We start from the raw sequence: 17,997 nt of genomic DNA, 5'->3' as shown, positions 1-17,997 counted from the left end.
CTCAGTCCTGGACGGCGGTGGCCCGCGCGCAGCCCGCGCACGTGCCGAACAGCTCGATGGTGTGCTGGATGTCGACGAACCCGTGCGAGGTGCCGACCTGGTTGGCCCAGGCCTCGACCGTCGGGCCGTCGATCTCGACGGTCCGCCCGCACGCCCGGCACACGAGGTGGTGGTGGTGCTCGCGGCGCTCGCACCGGCGGTAGAGGTTCTCGCCCTCCTCGGTGCGCAGCACGTCCACGTCGCCGCCGTCCGCGAGGCTCTGCAGCGTGCGGTAGACGGTGGCGAGCCCCACGTTGTCGCCGCGCGTGCGCAGGATCTCGTGGAGCTGCTGGGCGCTGCGGAAGTCCTCCAGGTCCTCCAGCGCGTCCGAGACGGCGGCGCGCTGGCGGGTCATGCGCTGCACGGGTCACCTCCGGTGGTGCGGTGGGTCGACCCCGAGGGTACGAGGTCGAGCTCGACGTCGTCGGGGATGTCCGGGTGCGGGTCCCGCGCGACGCGCGGCCGCCGTCGGACCCACAGGGGTCGCAGCGCGGCGACGACGAGGTACGTCGCGATCGCGAGGACGACGATCGTCGCACCCGGCGAGACGTTGTTCCAGTACGTGAAGGACAGCCCGACGACGCACACGACCACCCCGACGACCGACGCGACGAGCATCGTGCGGCGGAACGAGCGCGTGACGAGCTGGGCGACCGCGACGGGCACGATCATGAGGGCGCTGACGAGGAGCAGGCCGACGACCCGCATGGACACGGTCACCGTGAGCGCGGCGACGACGGCGACGGCGATGTTCAGCGTGCGCACGGGCAGGCCGGACGCGCGCGCGAACTCCTCGTCGTGGCTCACCGAGAACAGCGCGGCCCGCAGGCCGACACCGACGAGCAGGATCACCGCGCTGAGGACGACCGTGAGGACGAGGTCCGACGACGTCACCGTCGAGATCGAGCCGAACAGGTACTGCATGAGGCTGCCCGACGAGCCGCCCGCGAGGCCGATGAGCAGGACGCCGCCCGCGATGCCGCCGTAGAACAGGAGCGCGAGCGCGAGGTCACCGCTCGTGCGGCCCCGCTCGCGCACGAGCTCGATCGCGACCGCGCCGAGCACCGCCGCGACGACCGCGCCGGGGATCGCGAGCGCGTCGTTCGGCACGACGCCCATCGCGGCGCCGACGAGCCACCCGAGCGCGACGCCCGTGAGCGCGACGTGCCCGATGCCGTCGCCGAGCAGCGAGAGCTTGCGCTGCACGAGGTACGTGCCGACGACGGGGGCGCTGACGCCGACGAGCAGCGCCGCGAGGAGGGCGCGCTGCATGAGCGGGTCGGTGAGCAGCAGGGAGATCTCGGAGAACAGGGTGGTCATGAGGCCGTCCTGGGTGCGTGGCCTGCGGAGAGGTCGGGGTTCAGGGTGTCAGTGAGGCCCGTCTCCGGGCCCGCGGGACGGTTGTCGCCGTCGACGGGCTCGTGCGGGTGCAGGTGCTGGTGCGTCGCGCCCGCGTGCGTGGACGACGCGCGGGGCGGTGCGCCGTCGTGCACGACGCGCCCGTGGCGCAGGACGACCGCGCGCTCGACGAGCGGGGCGAGCGCCCCGAGCTCGTGGAGCACCACGAGGACCGTGAGGCCGTCGCCCACGAGGCGCGTCATCGTCGCGGCGAACGCCTCCTGGCTCGGCTTGTCGACGCCCGCGACGGGCTCGTCGAGCACGAGCAGGTCGGGCCGGCGTACGAGGGCGCGCGCGATGAGCACGCGCTGCTGCTGCCCGCCCGAGAGCTCGGCCGTCGAGTCGTCGGCGCGGTCTGCGAGGCCCACGAGCTCGAGCGCCTCGACCGTGCGGTCGCGCCACCCGCGCGGGAGCCGGAGGCGGCCGCCGCCGAGGAGCCCGGACGCGACGACCTCCGACGCGGTGGACGGCATGCCCGAGGGCGCGCTCACGCGTTGCGGCACGTAGCCGAGCCGCCGCCACGGCAGCCGCGGGCCGAGCGGCGCGCCGAACAGGTCGACGGAGCCGCGGGAGAGCGGCACGATCCCGACGAGCGCGCGGACCAGCGTCGACTTCCCCGAGCCGTTCGCGCCGAGGAGCGAGACGACCTCGCCCGCGCGGACCGAGAGGTCGATGCCGCGCAGGATCTCGCTCCCGCCGAGGGTCACGTGGACGTCGCGCGCGGCGATCAGCTCCGGTGCGTCCGTCATGCGCACGCGAGGCCGGACGTGAGCGCCTCGAGGTTGGACTCCATGACCTCACGGTAGTCCGTCGCGCCCTCCGCGAGGCTCTCGAGCGGGTCGAGCAGAGCGGTCCGGACGCCGAGGTCGTCGGCGAGCGTCTGGGTCACCTTCGGGCTGACGAGCGTCTCGAAGAAGAGCGTGGTCACGCCGTTCTCCCGGACGACCTCGCCGACCTCGCGCAGGCGAGCAGGCGAGGGCTCCGCCTCGGGGTCGATCCCGGAGATCCCGACCTGGTGCAGGTCGTAGCGCTCGGCGAGGTAGCCGAAGGCCTCGTGCGAGGTGACGAGCGTCGCGCCCGCGCACGGGGCGAGCGCCTCGGCGAACTCGGCGTCCAGGTCGTCGAGGTCCGCGGTGAGGGCGGCGGCACCGGCCGCGTAGTCGTCGGCGTGGTCGGGGTCGATCGCGGAGAGCTCGTCGGCGACGGCGTCGCCCACGGCGGCCAGGCGTGTCGGGTCGAGCCAGAAGTGCGGGTCCGTGGGGCCGTGGTCGTGACCGTCGCCGGACTCGTCCGCGTGCTCGGCGTGCTCCTCCGCGGTCTCGTCGGCGTGCTCGCCCTCGCCGCCGGGGTGCTCCTCGAGCCCGGCCGACGCCGCGGCGTCGACCACGTGCTCGGGGGCGCGCTGCTCGATCCCCTCGTCGACCGCGGGCTGGAACCCCGAGAGGTAGACGACGAGGTCGGCGTCGCCGATCGAGCGGACCTGCGCGGGCGCGAGCTCGAGGTCGTGCGGCTCGGCCGCGGGCGGCGTGAGGTTCGCGACGTCGACGTGCTCCCCGCCGACCTGCTCGACGACGTACTGGAGCGGGTAGAACGACGCGAGCACCTGGAGCCGGCCGTCGTCGCCGCCGCCTCCTCCCGAGCCGCCGTCCCCGGGGGAGCACGCCGCGACGAGCGCGGCCGTGGCGAGGGCGGCGGTGGTGGCGAGGGCGCGACGGCGCCGGGAGGGGGAGCGGTGCATGACCCCCAGTCTCCGCCTTCTTGAGAATGAATGTCAAAACCGTTCCCGGTGAGCCGGGTCACGGCCGGGTACGCTGGTCGGTCGGCGCCCGTGCGGGCGTCGCCCACCCGTCCAGCCCCCACGAGCCACGTGCGGGGCCGTGAGCACCAGGAGTGATGTCCGTGGCCGCAGCGCCCTCGCCCACCGCCCGTCTCGACGCCGTCGTCTCCCTCGCCAAGCGGCGCGGGTTCGTCTTCCCCTCGGGCGAGATCTACGGCGGCACCCGCTCCGCGTGGGACTACGGGCCCCTGGGCACCGAGCTCAAGGAGAACATCAAGAAGCAGTGGTGGCGCGCGATGGTCACGAGCCGCGACGACGTCGTGGGCCTCGACTCGTCCGTGATCCTGCCGCGCCAGGTGTGGGTCGCGTCGGGCCACGTGGGCGTCTTCACCGACCCGCTGACGGAGTGCCTGCACTGCCACAAGCGGTTCCGCGAGGACCAGATGATCGAGGAGTTCGAGGAGAAGAAGGGCCGCGCGCCCGAGGGCGGCCTCGCCGAGATCGTCTGCCCGAACTGCGGCACGCGCGGGCAGTGGACCGAGCCGCGCGACTTCAACATGATGCTCAAGACGTACCTCGGCCCCGTCGAGGACGAGTCGGGCCTGCACTACCTGCGCCCCGAGACGGCGCAGGGCATCTTCGTGAACTTCGCCAACGTCATGGGGGCGAGCCGCAAGAAGCCACCGTTCGGCATCGGCCAGATCGGCAAGTCGTTCCGCAACGAGATCACGCCCGGCAACTTCATCTTCCGCACGCGCGAGTTCGAGCAGATGGAGATGGAGTTCTTCGTCGAGCCCGGCACGGACGCCGAGTGGCACCAGTACTGGATCGACACGCGCACCGACTGGTACGTGGACCTCGGCATCCAGCGCGACAACCTGCGCCTGTACGAGCACCCGCAGGAGAAGCTCTCGCACTACTCGACCCGCACGGTCGACATCGAGTACCGCTTCGGCTTCTCCGGCTCGGAGTGGGGCGAGCTCGAGGGCATCGCGAACCGCACCGACTTCGACCTCAAGACGCACGCCGAGCACTCCGGCAAGGATCTGTCGTACTTCGACCAGACGAAGAACGAGCGCTGGGTGCCCTACGTCATCGAGCCGGCCGCGGGTCTCACGCGCTCGCTCATGGCGTTCCTCGTCGAGGCGTACACCGAGGACGAGGCGCCGAACGCGAAGGGCGGCGTGGACACGCGCACGGTCCTGCGCCTTGACCACCGCCTCGCGCCGGTCAAGGCCGCCGTGCTCCCGCTGAGCCGCAACGAGCAGCTCTCGCCCAAGGCGAAGGACCTCGCGACGGAGCTCCGCAAGTACTGGAACGTCGACTTCGACGACGCCGGCGCCATCGGCCGCCGGTACCGCCGCCAGGACGAGATCGGCACGCCGTTCTGCATCACGGTCGACTTCGACACGCTCGACGACCAGGCCGTGACGATCCGCCACCGCGACTCGATGAGCCAGGAGCGCGTCGCGCTCGACAAGGTCACCGAGTACCTCGCCGGGCACCTGCTCGGCGCCTGACGCGTCACCGGCCCGGCGCACCGGCGCCGGGCATGCAGGAGGGGCGGGACCGTGCGGTCCCGCCCCTCCTGTCGCGTCTCGTCGGGACGCGTCGCCCCCCAGCGGCCTCGCGCTAGCGGGCCGCCCCCTTAGCCCTGTTGAGCAGGCCGATCACCAGGCTCACGACGAGCACGATGATGCCGATCCAGATGAGGATCTTCGCGGCCTCGATGGCGACGCCGAGGATGAGGAGCACGGCGCCGACGATGACCAGGATGAGCCAGAGAGGCATGTCGTCCCTTTCGTCCGTGTCCGGCCTGGATTGCCGGACCTCCTCAACACTGCCACGACCGTACGCTGCTCGCTCGTCGAAACGGGGCTCGTCGTGCAGCGGGAGCCGGGTGGGACAATGGAGCGCGTGACTGCACCCGCTCCTGCCCTCAGCACGACGACCGACCGCCCCGACCCGGGGACCGGTCCGCTCGTGGCGCCGCTGCGGATCGGCCCGATCGTCGTCCGGACGCCGGTGGTCCTCGCCCCGATGGCGGGCGTCACGAACCGCGCGTTCCGCACGCTGTGCCGCGAGGCCGGCGCGTCCGGCGGCGACGACCCCGGCCTCTACGTCGCCGAGATGGTCACGAGCCGCGCGCTCGTCGAGCGCAACCCCGAGGCGCTGCGCATCGTGACGTTCGGCGCGGACGAGACGCCGCGGTCCGCGCAGGTGTACGGCGTGGACCCCGCGACCGTCCGCGAGGCGGTGCGCATCATCGTCGCCGAGGACCGCGCCGACCACGTCGACCTGAACTTCGGCTGCCCGGTGCCCAAGGTCACGCGCAAGGGCGGGGGAGCGGCGCTGCCCTGGAAGCGCGACCTGTTCACCGCGATCGTGCAGGGCGCGGTCGAGGCCGCCCGCCCGTACGGGGTCCCCGTCACCGTGAAGATGCGCAAGGGCATCGACGACGACCACCTCACCTACCTCGAAGCCGGCCGCATCGCGGAGGGCCTGGGCGTCGCCGCCGTCGCGCTGCACGCGCGCACCGCCGCCGAGCACTACTCCGGCACGGCTGACTGGTCCGCGATCGCGCGTCTCAAGGAGGCCGTCACGAGCGTGCCGGTGCTCGGCAACGGCGACATCTGGTCGGCCGAGGACGCCGTGCGCATGGTGCGCGAGACCGGGTGCGACGGCGTCGTCGTCGGGCGCGGCTGCCAGGGCCGGCCGTGGCTGTTCGCCGACCTCGCCGCGGCGTTCGCGGGCCGCCCGGAGCGCGTGCGCCCCGGGCTCCGCGAGGTGGCGGGCACGATCTACCGCCACGGCGAGCTCATGATCGAGTACTTCGACGGCGACGAGGGCAAGGGCATGCGCGACCTGCGCAAGCACATGGCCTGGTACCTCAAGGGCTACGCGGTGGGCGGCGACGCGCGCCGCGCGCTCGCGATGGTCTCGACGCTCGTCGAGCTGCGCGCGCTGCTCGACGACCTCGACCAGGACGCGCCCTACCCCGGCGAGGCCTCCGAGGGGCAGCGCGGCCGGGCCGGGTCGCCCAAGACGCCGCACCTGCCGTACGGCTGGCTCGACTCGCGCGAGCTCGACGCCGAGCACGAGGAGCGCCTGCGCGAGGCCGAGCTGAGCGTCTCCGGCGGCTGAGCGCCGCCTCCTCCGCCGCCTCCTCGCCGGCCGCCCGAGCGCGGCCCTGCACCGGCGGGACGCAAAGAACGACGGCCGGGACCCCCGCGGGGTCCCGGCCGTCGTGCACATGCAGCGGCGTCGGTCAGTGCGCGCGCAGCCAGACGGTCGTGTCCGACGGGACGCGGACCTGCGGGTCCGCGGAGCGGTCGGTCACGACCGGGCCGGAGGCCACGAGGACCTCCGTGCCGTGCGGCAGCACGACGGGCTCGGCGCCCAGGTTGGCGAGCACGACGACGTCGCGGTTGCGGAAGGCGACGACGTCCGCCGAGCCGGCGAACTCCTCGACCCACGCGAGCGTGCCCGCGCCCAGGCGCTCCGCGCGACGCGTGGCGAGGGCCGTGCGGTACGTCTCGTAGGTCGAGCCCTCGACGCCGCGCTGGACGTCCGCGGCGTAGCGGCCGTACGACTCCGGCTGGGGGAGCCAGGTCTTGCCGGACGGCCCGAACCCGAAGCCCTCGGCGTCGGCGCGCCACGGGAGGGGGATGCGGCAGCCGTCGCGGCCCGCCTCGGCGCCCTGGGTGCGGAAGAACGCCGGGTCCTCACGGACGTCGTCGGGCAGGGCGGTGTGCTCGGGGAGGCCGAGCTCCTCGCCCTGGTAGAGGTACGACGACCCGGGCAGGCCGAGCATGAGCAGCGACGCGGCGCGCGCGCGGCGCAGGCCGAGCTCCTCGTCGGGCTGCGGGTCGTGGGCGAAGATGCCGTTGGGGCGCAGGCCCGGGTCGGCCAGGCCGAGGCGCGACGCGTGGCGCACGACGTCGTGGTTCGACAGGACCCACGTCGTGGGCGCGCCGACCTCGTCGTTCGCGTGCAGCGACGCCGCGATCACGGTGCGCAGCGGCGCGGCCGACCAGCCGGTGGTGAGGAACGAGAAGTTGAACGCCTGGTGCATCTCGTCCGGGCGCACGTAGCGCGCGAGGCGCGAGAGCGGCTCGACCCACGCCTCGGCGACGAGCGCACGGTCGCCGTCGTACTCGGCGAGGACGCGGTGCCACGCACGGTAGATCTCGTGGACGCCGTCCTGGTCGAACATCGGGCCGGAGTTCCCGGCGCCCGTCGAGCCGTCCTCGGGGGCCCCCGGGTCGGTGCCCTCCTCGCCGGCCTCGGTGCCCTCGACCATCGAGACGGTGCCGTCCCAGTCGGGCAGGCCGTCGGCCTTGATCATGCCGTGCGCGACGTCGACGCGGAACCCGTCCACGCCCTTGTCGAGCCAGAAGCGCAGGACCTGCTCGAACTCCTCGCGGACCTCCGGGTTGTCCCACGCGAGGTCGGGCTGGGTCGAGTCGAAGAGGTGCAGGTACCACTGCCCGGGCGTCTCGCCCTCGGTGCCGGTCACGGGGCGGGCGTTCGCGCCGGCCGTGACGCGGGTCCACGCGGGGCCGCCGAAGATGGACTGCCAGTTGTTCGGGGGCAGCTCGCCGTGCTCGCCCTCGCCCTCGCGGAAGATGTACCGCGCGCGCTCCGGCGAGCCCTCGGGCGACGCGAGCGCCGCCTGGAACCAGGCGTGCTGGTCCGACGTGTGGTTCGGGACGAGGTCGACGACGATCCGGATGCCGCGCGCGTGCGCCTGGGCGAGGAGCTCGTCGAAGTCCGCGAGCGTGCCGAACAGCGGGTCCACGTCGCGGTAGTCCGCGACGTCGTAGCCCGCGTCCTTCTGGGGCGAGCGGTAGAACGGGCTCAGCCAGACGGCGTCGACCCCGAGCTCGGCGAGGTGGTCGAGCTTCGAGGTGATGCCGGGCAGGTCGCCGACGCCGTCGCCGTCGCCGTCCGCGAAGGAGCGCGGGTACACCTGGTAGATGACGGCGTCGCGCCACCACTCGGGGGCCTCGCCCGGCCCGGTGTGCACGAGCGCCCCCGTGCTGAAGGGCGCCGGGGCGGTGGCCAGCCCGGTGCTGGTCGCGGCGGCGGTCGGCGTCGAATCGATACGAGTCATCGAGCTGTCGGTCCTCACGTACGTGGTGCTGGGGTTTTCAGGGGATCTTCCGGTGGTGGTCACTCGGCTGGCGGAGCGGGGTGTCGCCGACCCTCCGTCGAGTGTAAGCGCTTGCGGTGCGGTGCCGACGAGGGGTCGGCGGACGCCCGCAGCGAGGTGCGTGGACTTCCGGGCGCCGGTCTCAGGCGGTCGGCGAGGCCGGGGCGGCCCCGGTCGAGTCGCGGACGATGAGCTCCGGCTGGAAGAGGAGCTCGGTCCGCGGTGCCCGCTCGCCCGCGATCTCCGTGAGGAGCGCGCTCACGGCGGCGTGCGCCATGGCGCTCACGGGCTGGCGCACCGTGGTGAGCGGCGGGTCGGTGAAGGCGATGAGGGGCGAGTCGTCGTAGCCGAGCACCGAGACGTCCTGCGGCACGCGCAGCCCGCGCGAGCGCGCCGCGCGGATGGCGCCGAGCGCCATGAGGTCGGAGCCGCAGACGATCGCGGTGTGGCCCGAGTCGATGAGCTCGCCGCCCGCGGCCTGGCCGCCCTCGACGGTGTAGAGCGTCACGACGACGTGCCGGGCCGCCTCCGCCTCGTCGGCGACGAGACCGTGCCGCACGAGCGACTCGGCGAAGCTCGCGAGCTTGCGCTGCGCGGGGACGAAGCGGTCGGGGCCGATCGCGAGGCCGACGCTGCGGTGCCCGAGCGAGACGAGGTGCCGCACCGAGAGCTCGACGCTCGCGACGTCGTCGGGCGAGACGAACGGGGCGTCGATGCCCTCGGCGAAGCCGTTGACCAGGACGATCGGGATCCCCCTGCTGCGCAGCCGCTCGTAGCGCTCGTGGCTCGCCTGGGTGTCCGCGTGCAGGCCGGAGACGAAGACGATGCCGTCGACCGCGTGGTCCATGAGCATGTCGACGTAGTCGTCCTCCGTGGTCCCGCCCGGCGACTGCGTGCACAGCAGCGGCGTGTACCCGTGCTCGGACAGGAGCGACTCGATCGTCTGGGCGAACGCGGGGAAGACGGGGTTCGTCAGCTCCGGGACGACGAGGCCGACGAGGCCGGCGGAGCGGGTGCGCAGCGTCGACGGTCGCTCGTAGCCCAGCACGTCGAGCGCGGCGAGCACCGCCTGGCGGGTCTCGCTCGCGACGCCGGGCTTGCCGTTGAGGACGCGCGAGACCGTCGCCGTGGAGACGCCTGCCTGGGCGGCGAGATCACTGAGACGGGTACGCACATGGGGCAGCGTAGGGGACACCGGACCTCCTCGTCCTGGTCGTCCGGTCGGCGAGCCGCGATCCCCTGTGCGGAGGCGCGCGGACCCGTCGGCCGGAGGAGGCGGGTGGGCGCCGGTCGACGCCCTGCAAAGCGTTGCATGAAAGTTACCGCAACGACTTGCACCTGTGCCACCTCCCGCTCTACCGTCGTGCCCATCAGGGTCCGGCGCCGGTGCCAACGCCGGAGCGGGCCGCCCATCACGACACGCTTGGAGTGACCACTGATGCGACGGAGCATCCTTCTTGCCGCCGCGCTGACCACGACGCTGGCGCTGACCGCCTGCTCGTCCGGCGGCTCGGGCGACGAGACCACCGACGAGCCGAGCGCCGAGGGTTCGTCCGCCGGTGGCTCGCTGACCGTCTGGGTCGACGAGACCCGTCAGGACGCCGTGACCGCGGCGGCCGAGTCGTTCGAGACCGAGACGGGCACGACGGTCGACGTCGTGCTCAAGAACTTCGAGGACATCCGGGCGGACTTCCTCGCCCAGGTCCCGACGGGCGAGGGCCCCGACATCACCGTCGGCGCCCACGACTGGCTGGGCGAGCTCACCACGAACGGCGTCGTGGCGCCGCTCGAGCTGGGCGACAAGGCGGCCGAGTTCGAGGACGTCTCCATCGAGGCGTTCACGCAGGACGGCCAGGTCTACGGCCTGCCCTACGCGATCGAGAACATCGCCCTCATCCGCAACACGGCGCTCGCGCCGACCGCCCCCGCCACGTGGGACGAGGCCGTGGCCGCTGGCCAGGCCGCCGGGACGCAGTTCCCGATCCTGGTCCAGTCGGACGGCGACAAGGGTGACCCGTACACCCACTACCCGTTCCAGACGTCGTTCGGCGCCCCCGTCTTCGCGCAGAACGAGGACGGCAGCTACTCGTCCGAGCTCGCGATGGGCGGCCCCGAGGGCCAGGCGTTCGCGCAGTGGCTCGGCGCCCAGGGTGCGGCCGGCGTGCTCAGCCAGGACACGACCTACGACATCGCCGTCGAGGCGTTCAAGAACGGCCAGTCGCCGTTCATCGTCGGCGGTCCGTGGATGATCGACTCGTTCGAGGGCCTCGACCTGTCGATCGACCCGATCCCCACCGCGGGCGGCCAGCCCGCGCAGCCGTTCGTCGGCGTCCAGGGCTTCTACCTGAGCGCGGAGAGCGACAACGCGATCGTCGCGAACGACTTCCTCGTGAACTTCCTGTCCACCGAGGACGCGCAGCTCGCGCTGTACGAGGCGGGCAACCGTCCGCCGGCGCTGACCGCCGCCGCCGACACCGCCGCCGCGGACGACCCGATCGTCGCGGGCTTCCGCGCCGTGGGCGCGGAGGCCGTGCCGATGCCGTCGATCCCCGAGATGGCTTCCGTGTGGAGCTTCTGGGGCGTCACCGAGGCGGCGATCGTCGCCGGTGCCGACCCGGTCTCGAGCTGGGACAAGATGATCGCCGACATCCAGGGCGCGATCGACTCCTGATCCGGGTGCAGCCCGCCGTCGCGGTGCGCAGGGCTCCTGCGCACCGCGACGGCGCGTCCCGACCTCCGGCCCCGGAACGGGCCGCGACGCAGCACGACGACACTCCAGAAGACGCAGCACCCCGCGCGTCCGACGACCTCGGAGGCACCACGATGTCCGCCCCTCAGACCACGGCCGGCGACGAGCGCGTCGGCACCTCCGGAGCCGACGGCCCGCCGCCGCGCGGCGAGCGCCGCCTGCGGCCGCGCGACGCCTCGCACGCGCGCGACTACGGGCCCGGGTTCTTCGTCAAGCTCGCCCTCATGGCGGTCGTGGACGCGCTCGGCGTGTACGTGGTCTGGTCGGCGTGGACGGCCGGCTCGTACGGCATCCTCGCCGCGACGCTCGCGCTGCTCGTCGCGGCGAACTGGGTGTACTTCTCGAAGCGGTCCCTGCCGCTGAAGTACATCCTGCCCGGCCTGATCTTCCTGCTCGTCTACCAGATCTTCGTCGTCGGGTACACGGGCTACGTGGCGTTCACCAACTACGGGACGGGCCACAACTCGACGAAGGAGCAGGCGGTCTCCGCGCTGCTCATCCAGAACGAGCGCCGGGTCGAGGGCTCGGCGTCGTCCGCGCTGACCGTCGTGGAGGACGGCGACGCGCTCGGGTTCGCGGTCGTCACCGACGACGGCGAGGTCGAGGCCGGCACGGCCGACCGGCCGCTGTCCGTCGTCGACGGCGCGACCGTCGAGGACGGCCGCGCGACCGAGGTTCCCGGGTACACGGTCGTGCCGCGCGACCAGGTGCTGCAGCGCCAGGCCGAGGTGACCGAGTTGCGCGTCCCGGTCTCGGACGACCCCGAGGACGGCTCGATCCGCACCACCGACGCCCGTACCGGCTACGTGTACACGTCCGCCCTCGAGTGGGACGCGGCGGCGGACACGATGACCGACACCACGACGGGCACGGTCTACACACCGAACGACGAGGGCCAGTTCCAGGCGCCCGACGGCTCGACCCTCGCGGTCGGGTGGCGCGTCCCGGTCGGGTTCGACAACTTCGTCACCGCGTTCTCGGACGCCCGCTACGCGCAGCCGTTCGTCAAGATCCTGGTGTGGACGTTCGTGTTCGCGATCGGCTCGGTCGCCACGACGTTCCTGCTCGGCCTGTTCCTCGCGATCGTCTTCAACGACACCCGGATGCGCGGTCGCAAGGTCTACCGGACGCTCATGATCCTGCCGTACGCGATCCCGGGCTTCCTCGCGGCGCTGCTGTGGTCCGGGCTGCTCAACACGCGGTTCGGGTTCATCAACGAGGTGATCCTGGGCGGCGCGCACATCCCGTGGCTCACCGACCCCTGGCTGGCGAAGCTGTCCGTGCTCGGCGTGAACCTGTGGCTGGGCTTCCCCTACATGTTCCTCATCTGCACGGGCGCCCTGCAGTCCCTGCCGTCCGACGTCATGGAGGCCGCGAAGATCGACGGCGCGGGCCGCTGGACCACGTGGCGCGCGATCACGCTGCCGCTCCTGCTCATCTCGACCGCGCCGCTGCTCATCTCGTCGTTCGCCTTCAACTTCAACAACTTCACCCTGATCTACATGCTCACCGGGGGCGGGCCACGCTTCGCCGACGCGTCCGTGCCGCTCGGCCACACGGACATCCTCATCTCGATGGTGTACTCGATCTCCGGCGTCGACGGCTCGGCGCAGAAGGACTTCGGGCTCGCGAGCGCCCTGTCGATCGTCATCTTCGTCATCGTGGGGACGATCTCGGCCATCGCCTTCCGCAGCACGCGCAAGTTCGAGGAGATCAGCTGACATGGCGACCACCCAGGCACCCCCCGTCGTCGGCGGCACCGCCGTCCCGGCGTCCCGGAACCGCATGCGCCCGGGGCGCTGGTTCTCCGAGCTGGGCTGGCGGCACGTCGTCGGCGTGATCGCCGTCGTCTACGCCGCGTTCCCGCTCGTGTACGTCCTGTCGGCGTCGCTGTCGGAGAACGGGACGCTCACCGGCTCCAACTCGCTGTTCTCCGACGTGAGCACCGCGAACTACGCCCAGCTCGGCACCACGATGTTCTGGACGTGGATGGGCAACACGCTCGTCATCGCGGTCGCGACGTCGGTCGGCACCGTGCTCATGGGCGCTGCGGCGGCGTACGCGTTCTCCCGGTTCCGCTTCAGCGGCCGACGCGCCGGCCTCACGTCCCTGCTGATCATCCAGATGTTCCCGCAGATGCTCGCGTTCGTCGCGATCTTCCTGCTGCTCATCGGGCTCGGGAACGTCGTGCCGGTCCTCGGCCTCAACAGCAAGATCGCGCTCGTCGCGGTGTACCTCGGCGGCGCCCTGGGCGTGAACACGTTCCTCATGTACGGGTTCTTCAACACCGTGCCGCGCGAGCTCGACGAGGCCGCGAAGATCGACGGCGCGACCCACACGCAGATCTACTGGACGATCATCCTGCGCCTCGTCGCGCCGATCCTCGCCGTGGTCGCGCTGCTGTCGTTCATCAGCACGTTCGGCGAGTTCATCATCGCGCGCATCGTGCTGTCGTCCGAGAGCAACTGGACCCTCGCGGTCGGGCTGTACGGGTGGGTGTCGTCGCTCAAGGAGGCCAACTGGGGCCTCTTCACGGCCGGTGCCGTCATCTCGGCGCTGCCCGTGCTCGCCCTGTTCCTCTACCTGCAGAAGTACATCGTGGGCGGCCTCACGGCCGGCTCCGTGAAGGGCTGACCGCGTGCACGACGTCGCCACCCCCGTCCCGCACCACGACGGCTCGGCGCTGTACGTCCCCGAGGGCGTCCCCGCCCTCGGGGACACGGTCCCCGTCCGCGTGCGCGTGCCCCGGTCGGCCGGCGTGCGCGACGTGTGGCTGCGCACCGTGCGCGACGGCGAGCCGCGCCTCGCCCCGGCGCGCCTCGACCGCTCGGACGAGCACGAGGACTGGTACGTCGCCGAGGTCCTCGTGCACAACCCGGTGACCGGCTACCGGTTCTTCCTCGACGAGGGCGAGCGCGGCTACCGCTGGCTCAACGGCCGGGGGGTGTGGGACCGCGACGTGCCCGACGCCGCGGACTTCCGCCTCACCGTCCACGAGGGCGCGCCCGCGTGGATGCGCGACGGCGTCGTGTACCAGGTCTTCCCGGACCGGTTCGCGCGCTCGGCCGGGGCCGACGGGCGTCCGCTCCCGGAGTGGGCCGTCCCCGCGGCCTGGGACGACGAGCCGCACGGCGCGGGCCCCGACGTCGGCACGCAGTACTACGGGGGCGACCTCGCCGGGGTCGAGGAGCGGCTCGACCACCTCGTGGCGCTCGGCGTCACGACGCTCTACACGACGCCCGTCTTCCCGGGGCGCTCCAACCACCGCTACGACGCGAGCACGTTCGACCACATCGACCCGCTGCTCGGCGGCGACGCGGCGTACGCGTCGCTGATCCGCGCCGCGCACGCGCGCGGGCTGCGCGTCATGGGCGACCTCACGACGAACCACACGGGCGCCGGGCACGAGTGGTTCGCGCGGGCGCTCGCCGACCCCGGCGCGCCGGAGCGCGACTTCTACTACTGGACCGACGGCGAGCCCGGGTACGTGGGCTGGCTCGAGCACGCGTCGCTGCCGAAGCTGTCGTACGGCTCGGCCGAGCTCGGGGCGCGCATGATCGACGGGCCCGGGTCCGTCGTCGGGCGCTACCTGCGCGAGCCGTTCGGTCTCGACGGGTGGCGCATCGACGTCGCCAACATGACGGGGCGCTTCGGCGCCGAGGATCGCACGCTCGACGTCGCGCGGCGCCTGCGCACGACGATGCGGGGCGTGAACCCGGAGGCCGCCCTCGTCGCCGAGCACTTCCACGACGCCTCCGGTGACCTCGCGGGCGACGGCTGGCACGCGAACATGAACTACTCGGCGTTCACGCGCCCGGCGTGGACCTGGCTGTCTCCCGCGCACTCGCCCGTGCCCTACCTCGGGCTGCCCGTGCGCACGCCGCGACGGGCCGGGCCGGCCGTCGTGGAGACGATGCGCGAGTTCGACGCCGTCCTGCCGTGGCGCGTGACCGCGTCGCAGTGGAACATGCTCGGCTCGCACGACACCCCGCGGCTGCGCTCGATCGTCGGCTCGCGCGAGATGGTCGAGGTCGCGGCGACGCTCCTGCTCACCTACCCGGGGACGCCCGTCGTCTTCGCGGGGGACGAGGTGGGGCTCACGGGCCTCAACGGGGAGCACGCGCGCGCGACCATGCCGTGGGACGACGCGGACTCGGGCCACGGGCGCTGGGACGGCGCGACGTTCGACCTGTACCGGGCGCTGATCGCGGTGCGCCGCGGCTCGGACGCGCTGCGCCGCGGCGGCCTGCGCTGGGTGCACGTCGCCGACGACGCGCTCGTCTACCTCCGGGAGACGCCCGAGGAGCGTGTCCTCGTGGCGCTCTCCCGCGCACCGTGGGGCGGCGTCACGCTGCACCCCGCGCTCGTGGGGCGCGGGGAGCCCGAGCGGCTGCACGGCGCGCTGGCCCTGACGACGCACGACGGCGGAGCCCGGCTCGCGGGCGACGGCCCGGCCGTCGGGGTGTGGCGCCTGCCCTAGACATCACACCTAGCCGAACAGGTGCGCGACCGCGCGCACCGCGTCGTCGTACTGCGCGCGGTCGAACGTGAACGGCCCGAGCGCGGAGTAGTCCCACTCGGGACGGAACGGCTGCGTGAGGTCACGCCACGTGACGGTCGTCGTGTCGGCGTCGACCGCCACCTCGAACGGCCAGCACCCCGCCTCGTGGCAGTCGCACGCGAGCACCCACGCGCGGCCGCCCGCGGGCACGCGACCCCGCCCGTACCACTGGTGCGCGGCGTCGCCGTAGCGGAAGAACGCGGGGACCAGCCCGCCGTACGCGCCCGCGGGGGAGTACCCGCGCGCCGACTCGAACCGTCCGACGACGTCCACGAGCGACCGGCCGTCCACGTACGGGACGACCTCGACCAGGCCGTCGACGGTGACGGCCCGCAGCTCGAGCGCACGCGCTGCACCCATACGCCGGAGGGTACGCCCGCGGCGGCCCGCCCGCCGTCCGCCGGGTGCCGACCGGCGTCGTTACGCTGGGGCCCGTGCAGACGTTCGAGCAGCAGGCGTTCGACCCCGCGGTCGTGGGGACCGGCCCGCGCCCGGCGCGCGGCGAGGAGGGCACGGCGTCGTACTCCGACGCCGATACCGAGCGGTGGTTCGTCGAGTCCGCGAAGTCCCGGGCCCGCACGCCGTTCGAGCGCGACCGCGCGCGCATCGTGCACTCCTCCGCCCTGCGCCGCCTCGGCGCCAAGACGCAGGTGCTCGGGCCGGGCAGCGACGACTTCGTCCGCACCCGCCTCACGCACACGCTCGAGGTCGCGCAGGTGGGCCGCGAGATCGGCAAGGCGCTCGGCTGCGACCCGGACATCGTCGACACCGCGTGCCTCGCGCACGACCTCGGGCACCCGCCGTTCGGGCACAACGGCGAGCGGGCGCTTGCGGACCTCGCGGTCGACGTCGGCGGGTTCGAGGGCAACGCGCAGACGCTGCGCCTCCTCACGCGGCTCGAGCCCAAGGTCGTGGAGGACGGCCGGTCGTACGGGCTCAACCTCACGCGCGCGAGCCTCGACGCGAGCGTCAAGTACCCGTGGGGCGCGGGCGAGGCGCCGCTGCGCGCGGACGGTCGGCCCACCCACAAGTTCGGCGTCTACGAGGACGACCGCCCGGTGTTCGACTGGCTGCGCGCCGGGGCGCCCGCGCAGGTGAAGTGCCTCGAGGCGCAGGTCATGGACCTGGCGGACGACGTGTCGTACTCCGTGCACGACGTCGAGGACGCCGTCGTCGGCGGACGCATCGAGCTCGCCGTGCTCGACGACCCCGACGAGCGCGCGCGCGTCGTGCGTGCCGTCCACTCCTGGTACGGCACCGCGTACGACGAGGCGGCGCTCGACGCGGCGATCACCCGGCTCCAGGGCACCGGGCACCTGGTCACCGGGTTCGACGGGTCGCGCCGCGCGCTCGCCGCGCTCAAGGACGCCACGAGCCAGCTCATCGGCCGGTTCACGGGCGCGGCCCAGGACGCGACGCGCGCGCTGTTCGGGGACGGCCCGCTCACGCGGTACGCGGCGCGGCTCGTCGTGCCGGACGAGACGGTCGCCGAGATCCTCGTGCTCAAGGGGGTCGCGGTCGCGTACGTCATGGCGCCGCGCGAGCAGGAGCCGCTCTACCAGCGCCAGCGCGAGGTGATCGCCGACCTGGTGCACGTCCTGGGCGACCGCGCGCCCGTCGCGCTCGAGCCGTCGTTCGCGGCGGACTGGGAGGCGGCGCCCGACGACGCGGCCCGCCTGCGCGTGGTGATCGACCAGGTCGCGTCGCTCACCGACGTCTCCGCGATGCAGCTCCACGCGCGGCTCGTGCGCCCGCCCGCCTGACCGGCGGGCGCACGGGCCGGGTCAGCCGCGCTCGGCGACCCACGCGTCGCTCGCGCGCTGCACGTCCTCGGCCGTCACCGACTCCGCGACGGTCGCGAAGTACCAGCGGTGCCCGAACGGGTCGCGCACCGCCGCCTGGCGGAACCCCTCGAACCAGTCCGACGGCTCCGCGAGGCTCGACGCGCCGGCCGCGAGCGCCCGCGCGTACGCGGCGTCGGTGTCCTCGACCGGGACGGTGAACGACGCGTGCGTCGGGGCGCCGGGCTCCGGCGCGACCGAGTCCGGCGGGAACGCCTCCGCGACGGTGAACGTGCTGGTCCCCGCCGGGGAGACGAGCCGCAGGTCGGAGTGGATGACGGCGTCGCCCGCCGTGATCGTGTCGACCACCTCGGCGCCGAGCGCGGCCTCGTAGAACGCGATGGCCTCGCGCGCGCCGCTCACCGTGACGTTGGGGTGCAGTGCCGACATCTCCATGGTGTCCTCCTCCTCGTGGTTCCCCGCCCACCCGGGGCGGGCCGTCCCCTCATGCTCGTGTCGGCGGGCCGTGCCAGTCTT

At 73.2% G+C, this 17,997-nt stretch carries 16 protein-coding genes; 7 read left to right on the top strand and 9 right to left on the bottom strand.

The genetic code is table 11. The annotated features are described in order from the left end of the window. Position 1 precedes the first annotated feature (1 nt). Genes BXA05_RS13760 through BXA05_RS13745 form a run of 4 tightly spaced genes read right to left on the bottom strand, consistent with a single transcriptional unit; the run spans position 2 to position 3,175 of the window. The gene (locus BXA05_RS13760) at positions 2-394 is read right to left on the bottom strand and encodes a Fur family transcriptional regulator (RefSeq protein WP_009864106.1); all 393 of its coding nucleotides are present in this window, start codon (positions 392-394) and stop codon (positions 2-4) included. After that, on the bottom strand, positions 391-1,359 hold the full coding sequence (locus tag BXA05_RS13755; RefSeq protein ID WP_076405529.1) for a metal ABC transporter permease: 969 nt from the start codon (positions 1,357-1,359) through the stop codon (positions 391-393). The genes BXA05_RS13760 and BXA05_RS13755 overlap by 4 nt, the downstream gene beginning before the upstream one ends. Then, the gene (locus BXA05_RS13750; protein ID WP_082774215.1) at positions 1,356-2,186 is read right to left on the bottom strand and encodes a metal ABC transporter ATP-binding protein; all 831 of its coding nucleotides are present in this window, start codon (positions 2,184-2,186) and stop codon (positions 1,356-1,358) included. The genes BXA05_RS13755 and BXA05_RS13750 overlap by 4 nt, the downstream gene beginning before the upstream one ends. Further along, positions 2,183-3,175, bottom strand: coding sequence for a metal ABC transporter substrate-binding protein (locus tag BXA05_RS13745; protein ID WP_076405528.1), 993 nt, complete (start codon positions 3,173-3,175; stop codon positions 2,183-2,185). Before BXA05_RS13745 ends, BXA05_RS13750 begins: the two co-directional genes overlap by 4 nt. A 161-nt stretch (positions 3,176-3,336) precedes the next feature. Here BXA05_RS13745 and BXA05_RS13740 point away from each other — a divergent pair, with 161 nt between their 5' ends. Then, positions 3,337-4,734 (top strand): glycine--tRNA ligase, encoded by a 1,398-nt coding sequence (locus BXA05_RS13740; protein WP_021482542.1) that lies wholly within the window; start codon positions 3,337-3,339, stop codon positions 4,732-4,734. A gap of 112 nt (positions 4,735-4,846) precedes the next feature. On the opposite strand, the gene BXA05_RS20085 is transcribed toward BXA05_RS13740, so the two are convergent. Further along, positions 4,847-5,005: a hypothetical protein gene (locus BXA05_RS20085; protein ID WP_021483859.1), complete on the bottom strand. Its 159-nt coding sequence runs from the start codon at positions 5,003-5,005 to the stop codon at positions 4,847-4,849. A 117-nt stretch (positions 5,006-5,122) separates the two neighbouring features. Here BXA05_RS20085 and dusB point away from each other — a divergent pair, with 117 nt between their 5' ends. Continuing rightward, complete coding sequence (gene dusB / locus BXA05_RS13735; protein WP_083711891.1) at positions 5,123-6,358, top strand: tRNA dihydrouridine synthase DusB; 1,236 nt, start codon at positions 5,123-5,125, stop codon at positions 6,356-6,358. A 124-nt stretch (positions 6,359-6,482) separates the two neighbouring features. On the opposite strand, the gene BXA05_RS13730 is transcribed toward dusB, so the two are convergent. Together BXA05_RS13730 and BXA05_RS13725 are read right to left on the bottom strand one after the other, a co-directional pair. Further along, positions 6,483-8,330 carry a glycoside hydrolase family 13 protein gene (locus BXA05_RS13730; protein ID WP_076405526.1) on the bottom strand — a complete coding sequence of 616 codons (1,848 nt, stop codon included), beginning with the start codon at positions 8,328-8,330 and terminating at the stop codon, positions 6,483-6,485. 181 nt (positions 8,331-8,511) lie between these two features. Then, positions 8,512-9,543 carry a LacI family DNA-binding transcriptional regulator gene (locus BXA05_RS13725; protein WP_244550470.1) on the bottom strand — a complete coding sequence of 344 codons (1,032 nt, stop codon included), beginning with the start codon at positions 9,541-9,543 and terminating at the stop codon, positions 8,512-8,514. 264 nt (positions 9,544-9,807) lie between these two features. Here BXA05_RS13725 and BXA05_RS13720 point away from each other — a divergent pair, with 264 nt between their 5' ends. The 4 genes from BXA05_RS13720 to BXA05_RS13705 all read left to right on the top strand — a co-directional run bounded on the left by BXA05_RS13720 (position 9,808) and on the right by BXA05_RS13705 (position 15,598). Then, entirely contained in the window at positions 9,808-11,040 is a 1,233-nt protein-coding gene (locus BXA05_RS13720) for a sugar ABC transporter substrate-binding protein (protein ID WP_021482604.1), read from the top strand. Between the two features lie 152 nt (positions 11,041-11,192). Further along, a complete protein-coding gene (locus BXA05_RS13715) occupies positions 11,193-12,839 on the top strand; it encodes an ABC transporter permease subunit (protein ID WP_076405524.1) in 1,647 nt (548 codons plus the stop codon). 1 nt (position 12,840) lies between these two features. Next, positions 12,841-13,752: a sugar ABC transporter permease gene (locus tag BXA05_RS13710; RefSeq protein WP_043651727.1), complete on the top strand. Its 912-nt coding sequence runs from the start codon at positions 12,841-12,843 to the stop codon at positions 13,750-13,752. Between the two features lie 4 nt (positions 13,753-13,756). Next, the gene (locus BXA05_RS13705) at positions 13,757-15,598 is read left to right on the top strand and encodes a glycoside hydrolase family 13 protein (protein WP_076405522.1); all 1,842 of its coding nucleotides are present in this window, start codon (positions 13,757-13,759) and stop codon (positions 15,596-15,598) included. A gap of 9 nt (positions 15,599-15,607) precedes the next feature. Here the strand turns inward: BXA05_RS13705 and BXA05_RS13700 are convergent, their stop codons facing one another. After that, positions 15,608-16,039: a hypothetical protein gene (locus tag BXA05_RS13700; protein WP_076405520.1), complete on the bottom strand. Its 432-nt coding sequence runs from the start codon at positions 16,037-16,039 to the stop codon at positions 15,608-15,610. Between the two features lie 113 nt (positions 16,040-16,152). On the opposite strand from BXA05_RS13700, the gene BXA05_RS13695 reads away from it, so the two are divergent. Beyond that, a complete protein-coding gene (locus BXA05_RS13695; RefSeq protein WP_051027575.1) occupies positions 16,153-17,442 on the top strand; it encodes a deoxyguanosinetriphosphate triphosphohydrolase in 1,290 nt (429 codons plus the stop codon). A 21-nt stretch (positions 17,443-17,463) separates the two neighbouring features. On the opposite strand, the gene BXA05_RS13690 is transcribed toward BXA05_RS13695, so the two are convergent. Then, positions 17,464-17,916, bottom strand: a complete 453-nt coding sequence (locus BXA05_RS13690; protein WP_061268625.1) for a VOC family protein — start codon at positions 17,914-17,916, stop codon at positions 17,464-17,466. Positions 17,917-17,997 lie beyond the last annotated feature (81 nt).

It is taken from the genome of Cellulosimicrobium funkei, from assembly GCF_900155925.1.
GTDB lineage: Bacteria > Actinomycetota > Actinomycetes > Actinomycetales > Cellulomonadaceae > Cellulosimicrobium > Cellulosimicrobium funkei.
The sequence above is the reverse complement of the archived record's forward strand: the minus strand, read 5'-3'. Positions and strand labels throughout refer to the sequence as shown.

What these genes read in the sequence shown, in the direction of transcription:
- BXA05_RS13760 (WP_009864106.1), bottom strand. Translation starts at nt 394, where the DNA reads ATGACCCGCCAGCGCGCCGCCGTCTCGGACGCGCTGGAGGACCTGGAG.
- BXA05_RS13755 (WP_076405529.1), bottom strand. Translation starts at nt 1,359, where the DNA reads ATGACCACCCTGTTCTCCGAGATCTCCCTGCTGCTCACCGACCCGCTC.
- BXA05_RS13750 (WP_082774215.1), bottom strand. Translation starts at nt 2,186, where the DNA reads ATGACGGACGCACCGGAGCTGATCGCCGCGCGCGACGTCCACGTGACC.
- BXA05_RS13745 (WP_076405528.1), bottom strand. Translation starts at nt 3,175, where the DNA reads ATGCACCGCTCCCCCTCCCGGCGCCGTCGCGCCCTCGCCACCACCGCC.
- BXA05_RS20085 (WP_021483859.1), bottom strand. Translation starts at nt 5,005, where the DNA reads ATGCCTCTCTGGCTCATCCTGGTCATCGTCGGCGCCGTGCTCCTCATC.
- dusB (WP_083711891.1), top strand. Translation starts at nt 5,123, where the DNA reads ATGGAGCGCGTGACTGCACCCGCTCCTGCCCTCAGCACGACGACCGAC.
- BXA05_RS13730 (WP_076405526.1), bottom strand. Translation starts at nt 8,330, where the DNA reads ATGACTCGTATCGATTCGACGCCGACCGCCGCCGCGACCAGCACCGGG.
- BXA05_RS13720 (WP_021482604.1), top strand. Translation starts at nt 9,808, where the DNA reads ATGCGACGGAGCATCCTTCTTGCCGCCGCGCTGACCACGACGCTGGCG.
- BXA05_RS13715 (WP_076405524.1), top strand. Translation starts at nt 11,193, where the DNA reads ATGTCCGCCCCTCAGACCACGGCCGGCGACGAGCGCGTCGGCACCTCC.
- BXA05_RS13710 (WP_043651727.1), top strand. Translation starts at nt 12,841, where the DNA reads ATGGCGACCACCCAGGCACCCCCCGTCGTCGGCGGCACCGCCGTCCCG.
- BXA05_RS13700 (WP_076405520.1), bottom strand. Translation starts at nt 16,039, where the DNA reads ATGGGTGCAGCGCGTGCGCTCGAGCTGCGGGCCGTCACCGTCGACGGC.
- BXA05_RS13690 (WP_061268625.1), bottom strand. Translation starts at nt 17,916, where the DNA reads ATGGAGATGTCGGCACTGCACCCCAACGTCACGGTGAGCGGCGCGCGC.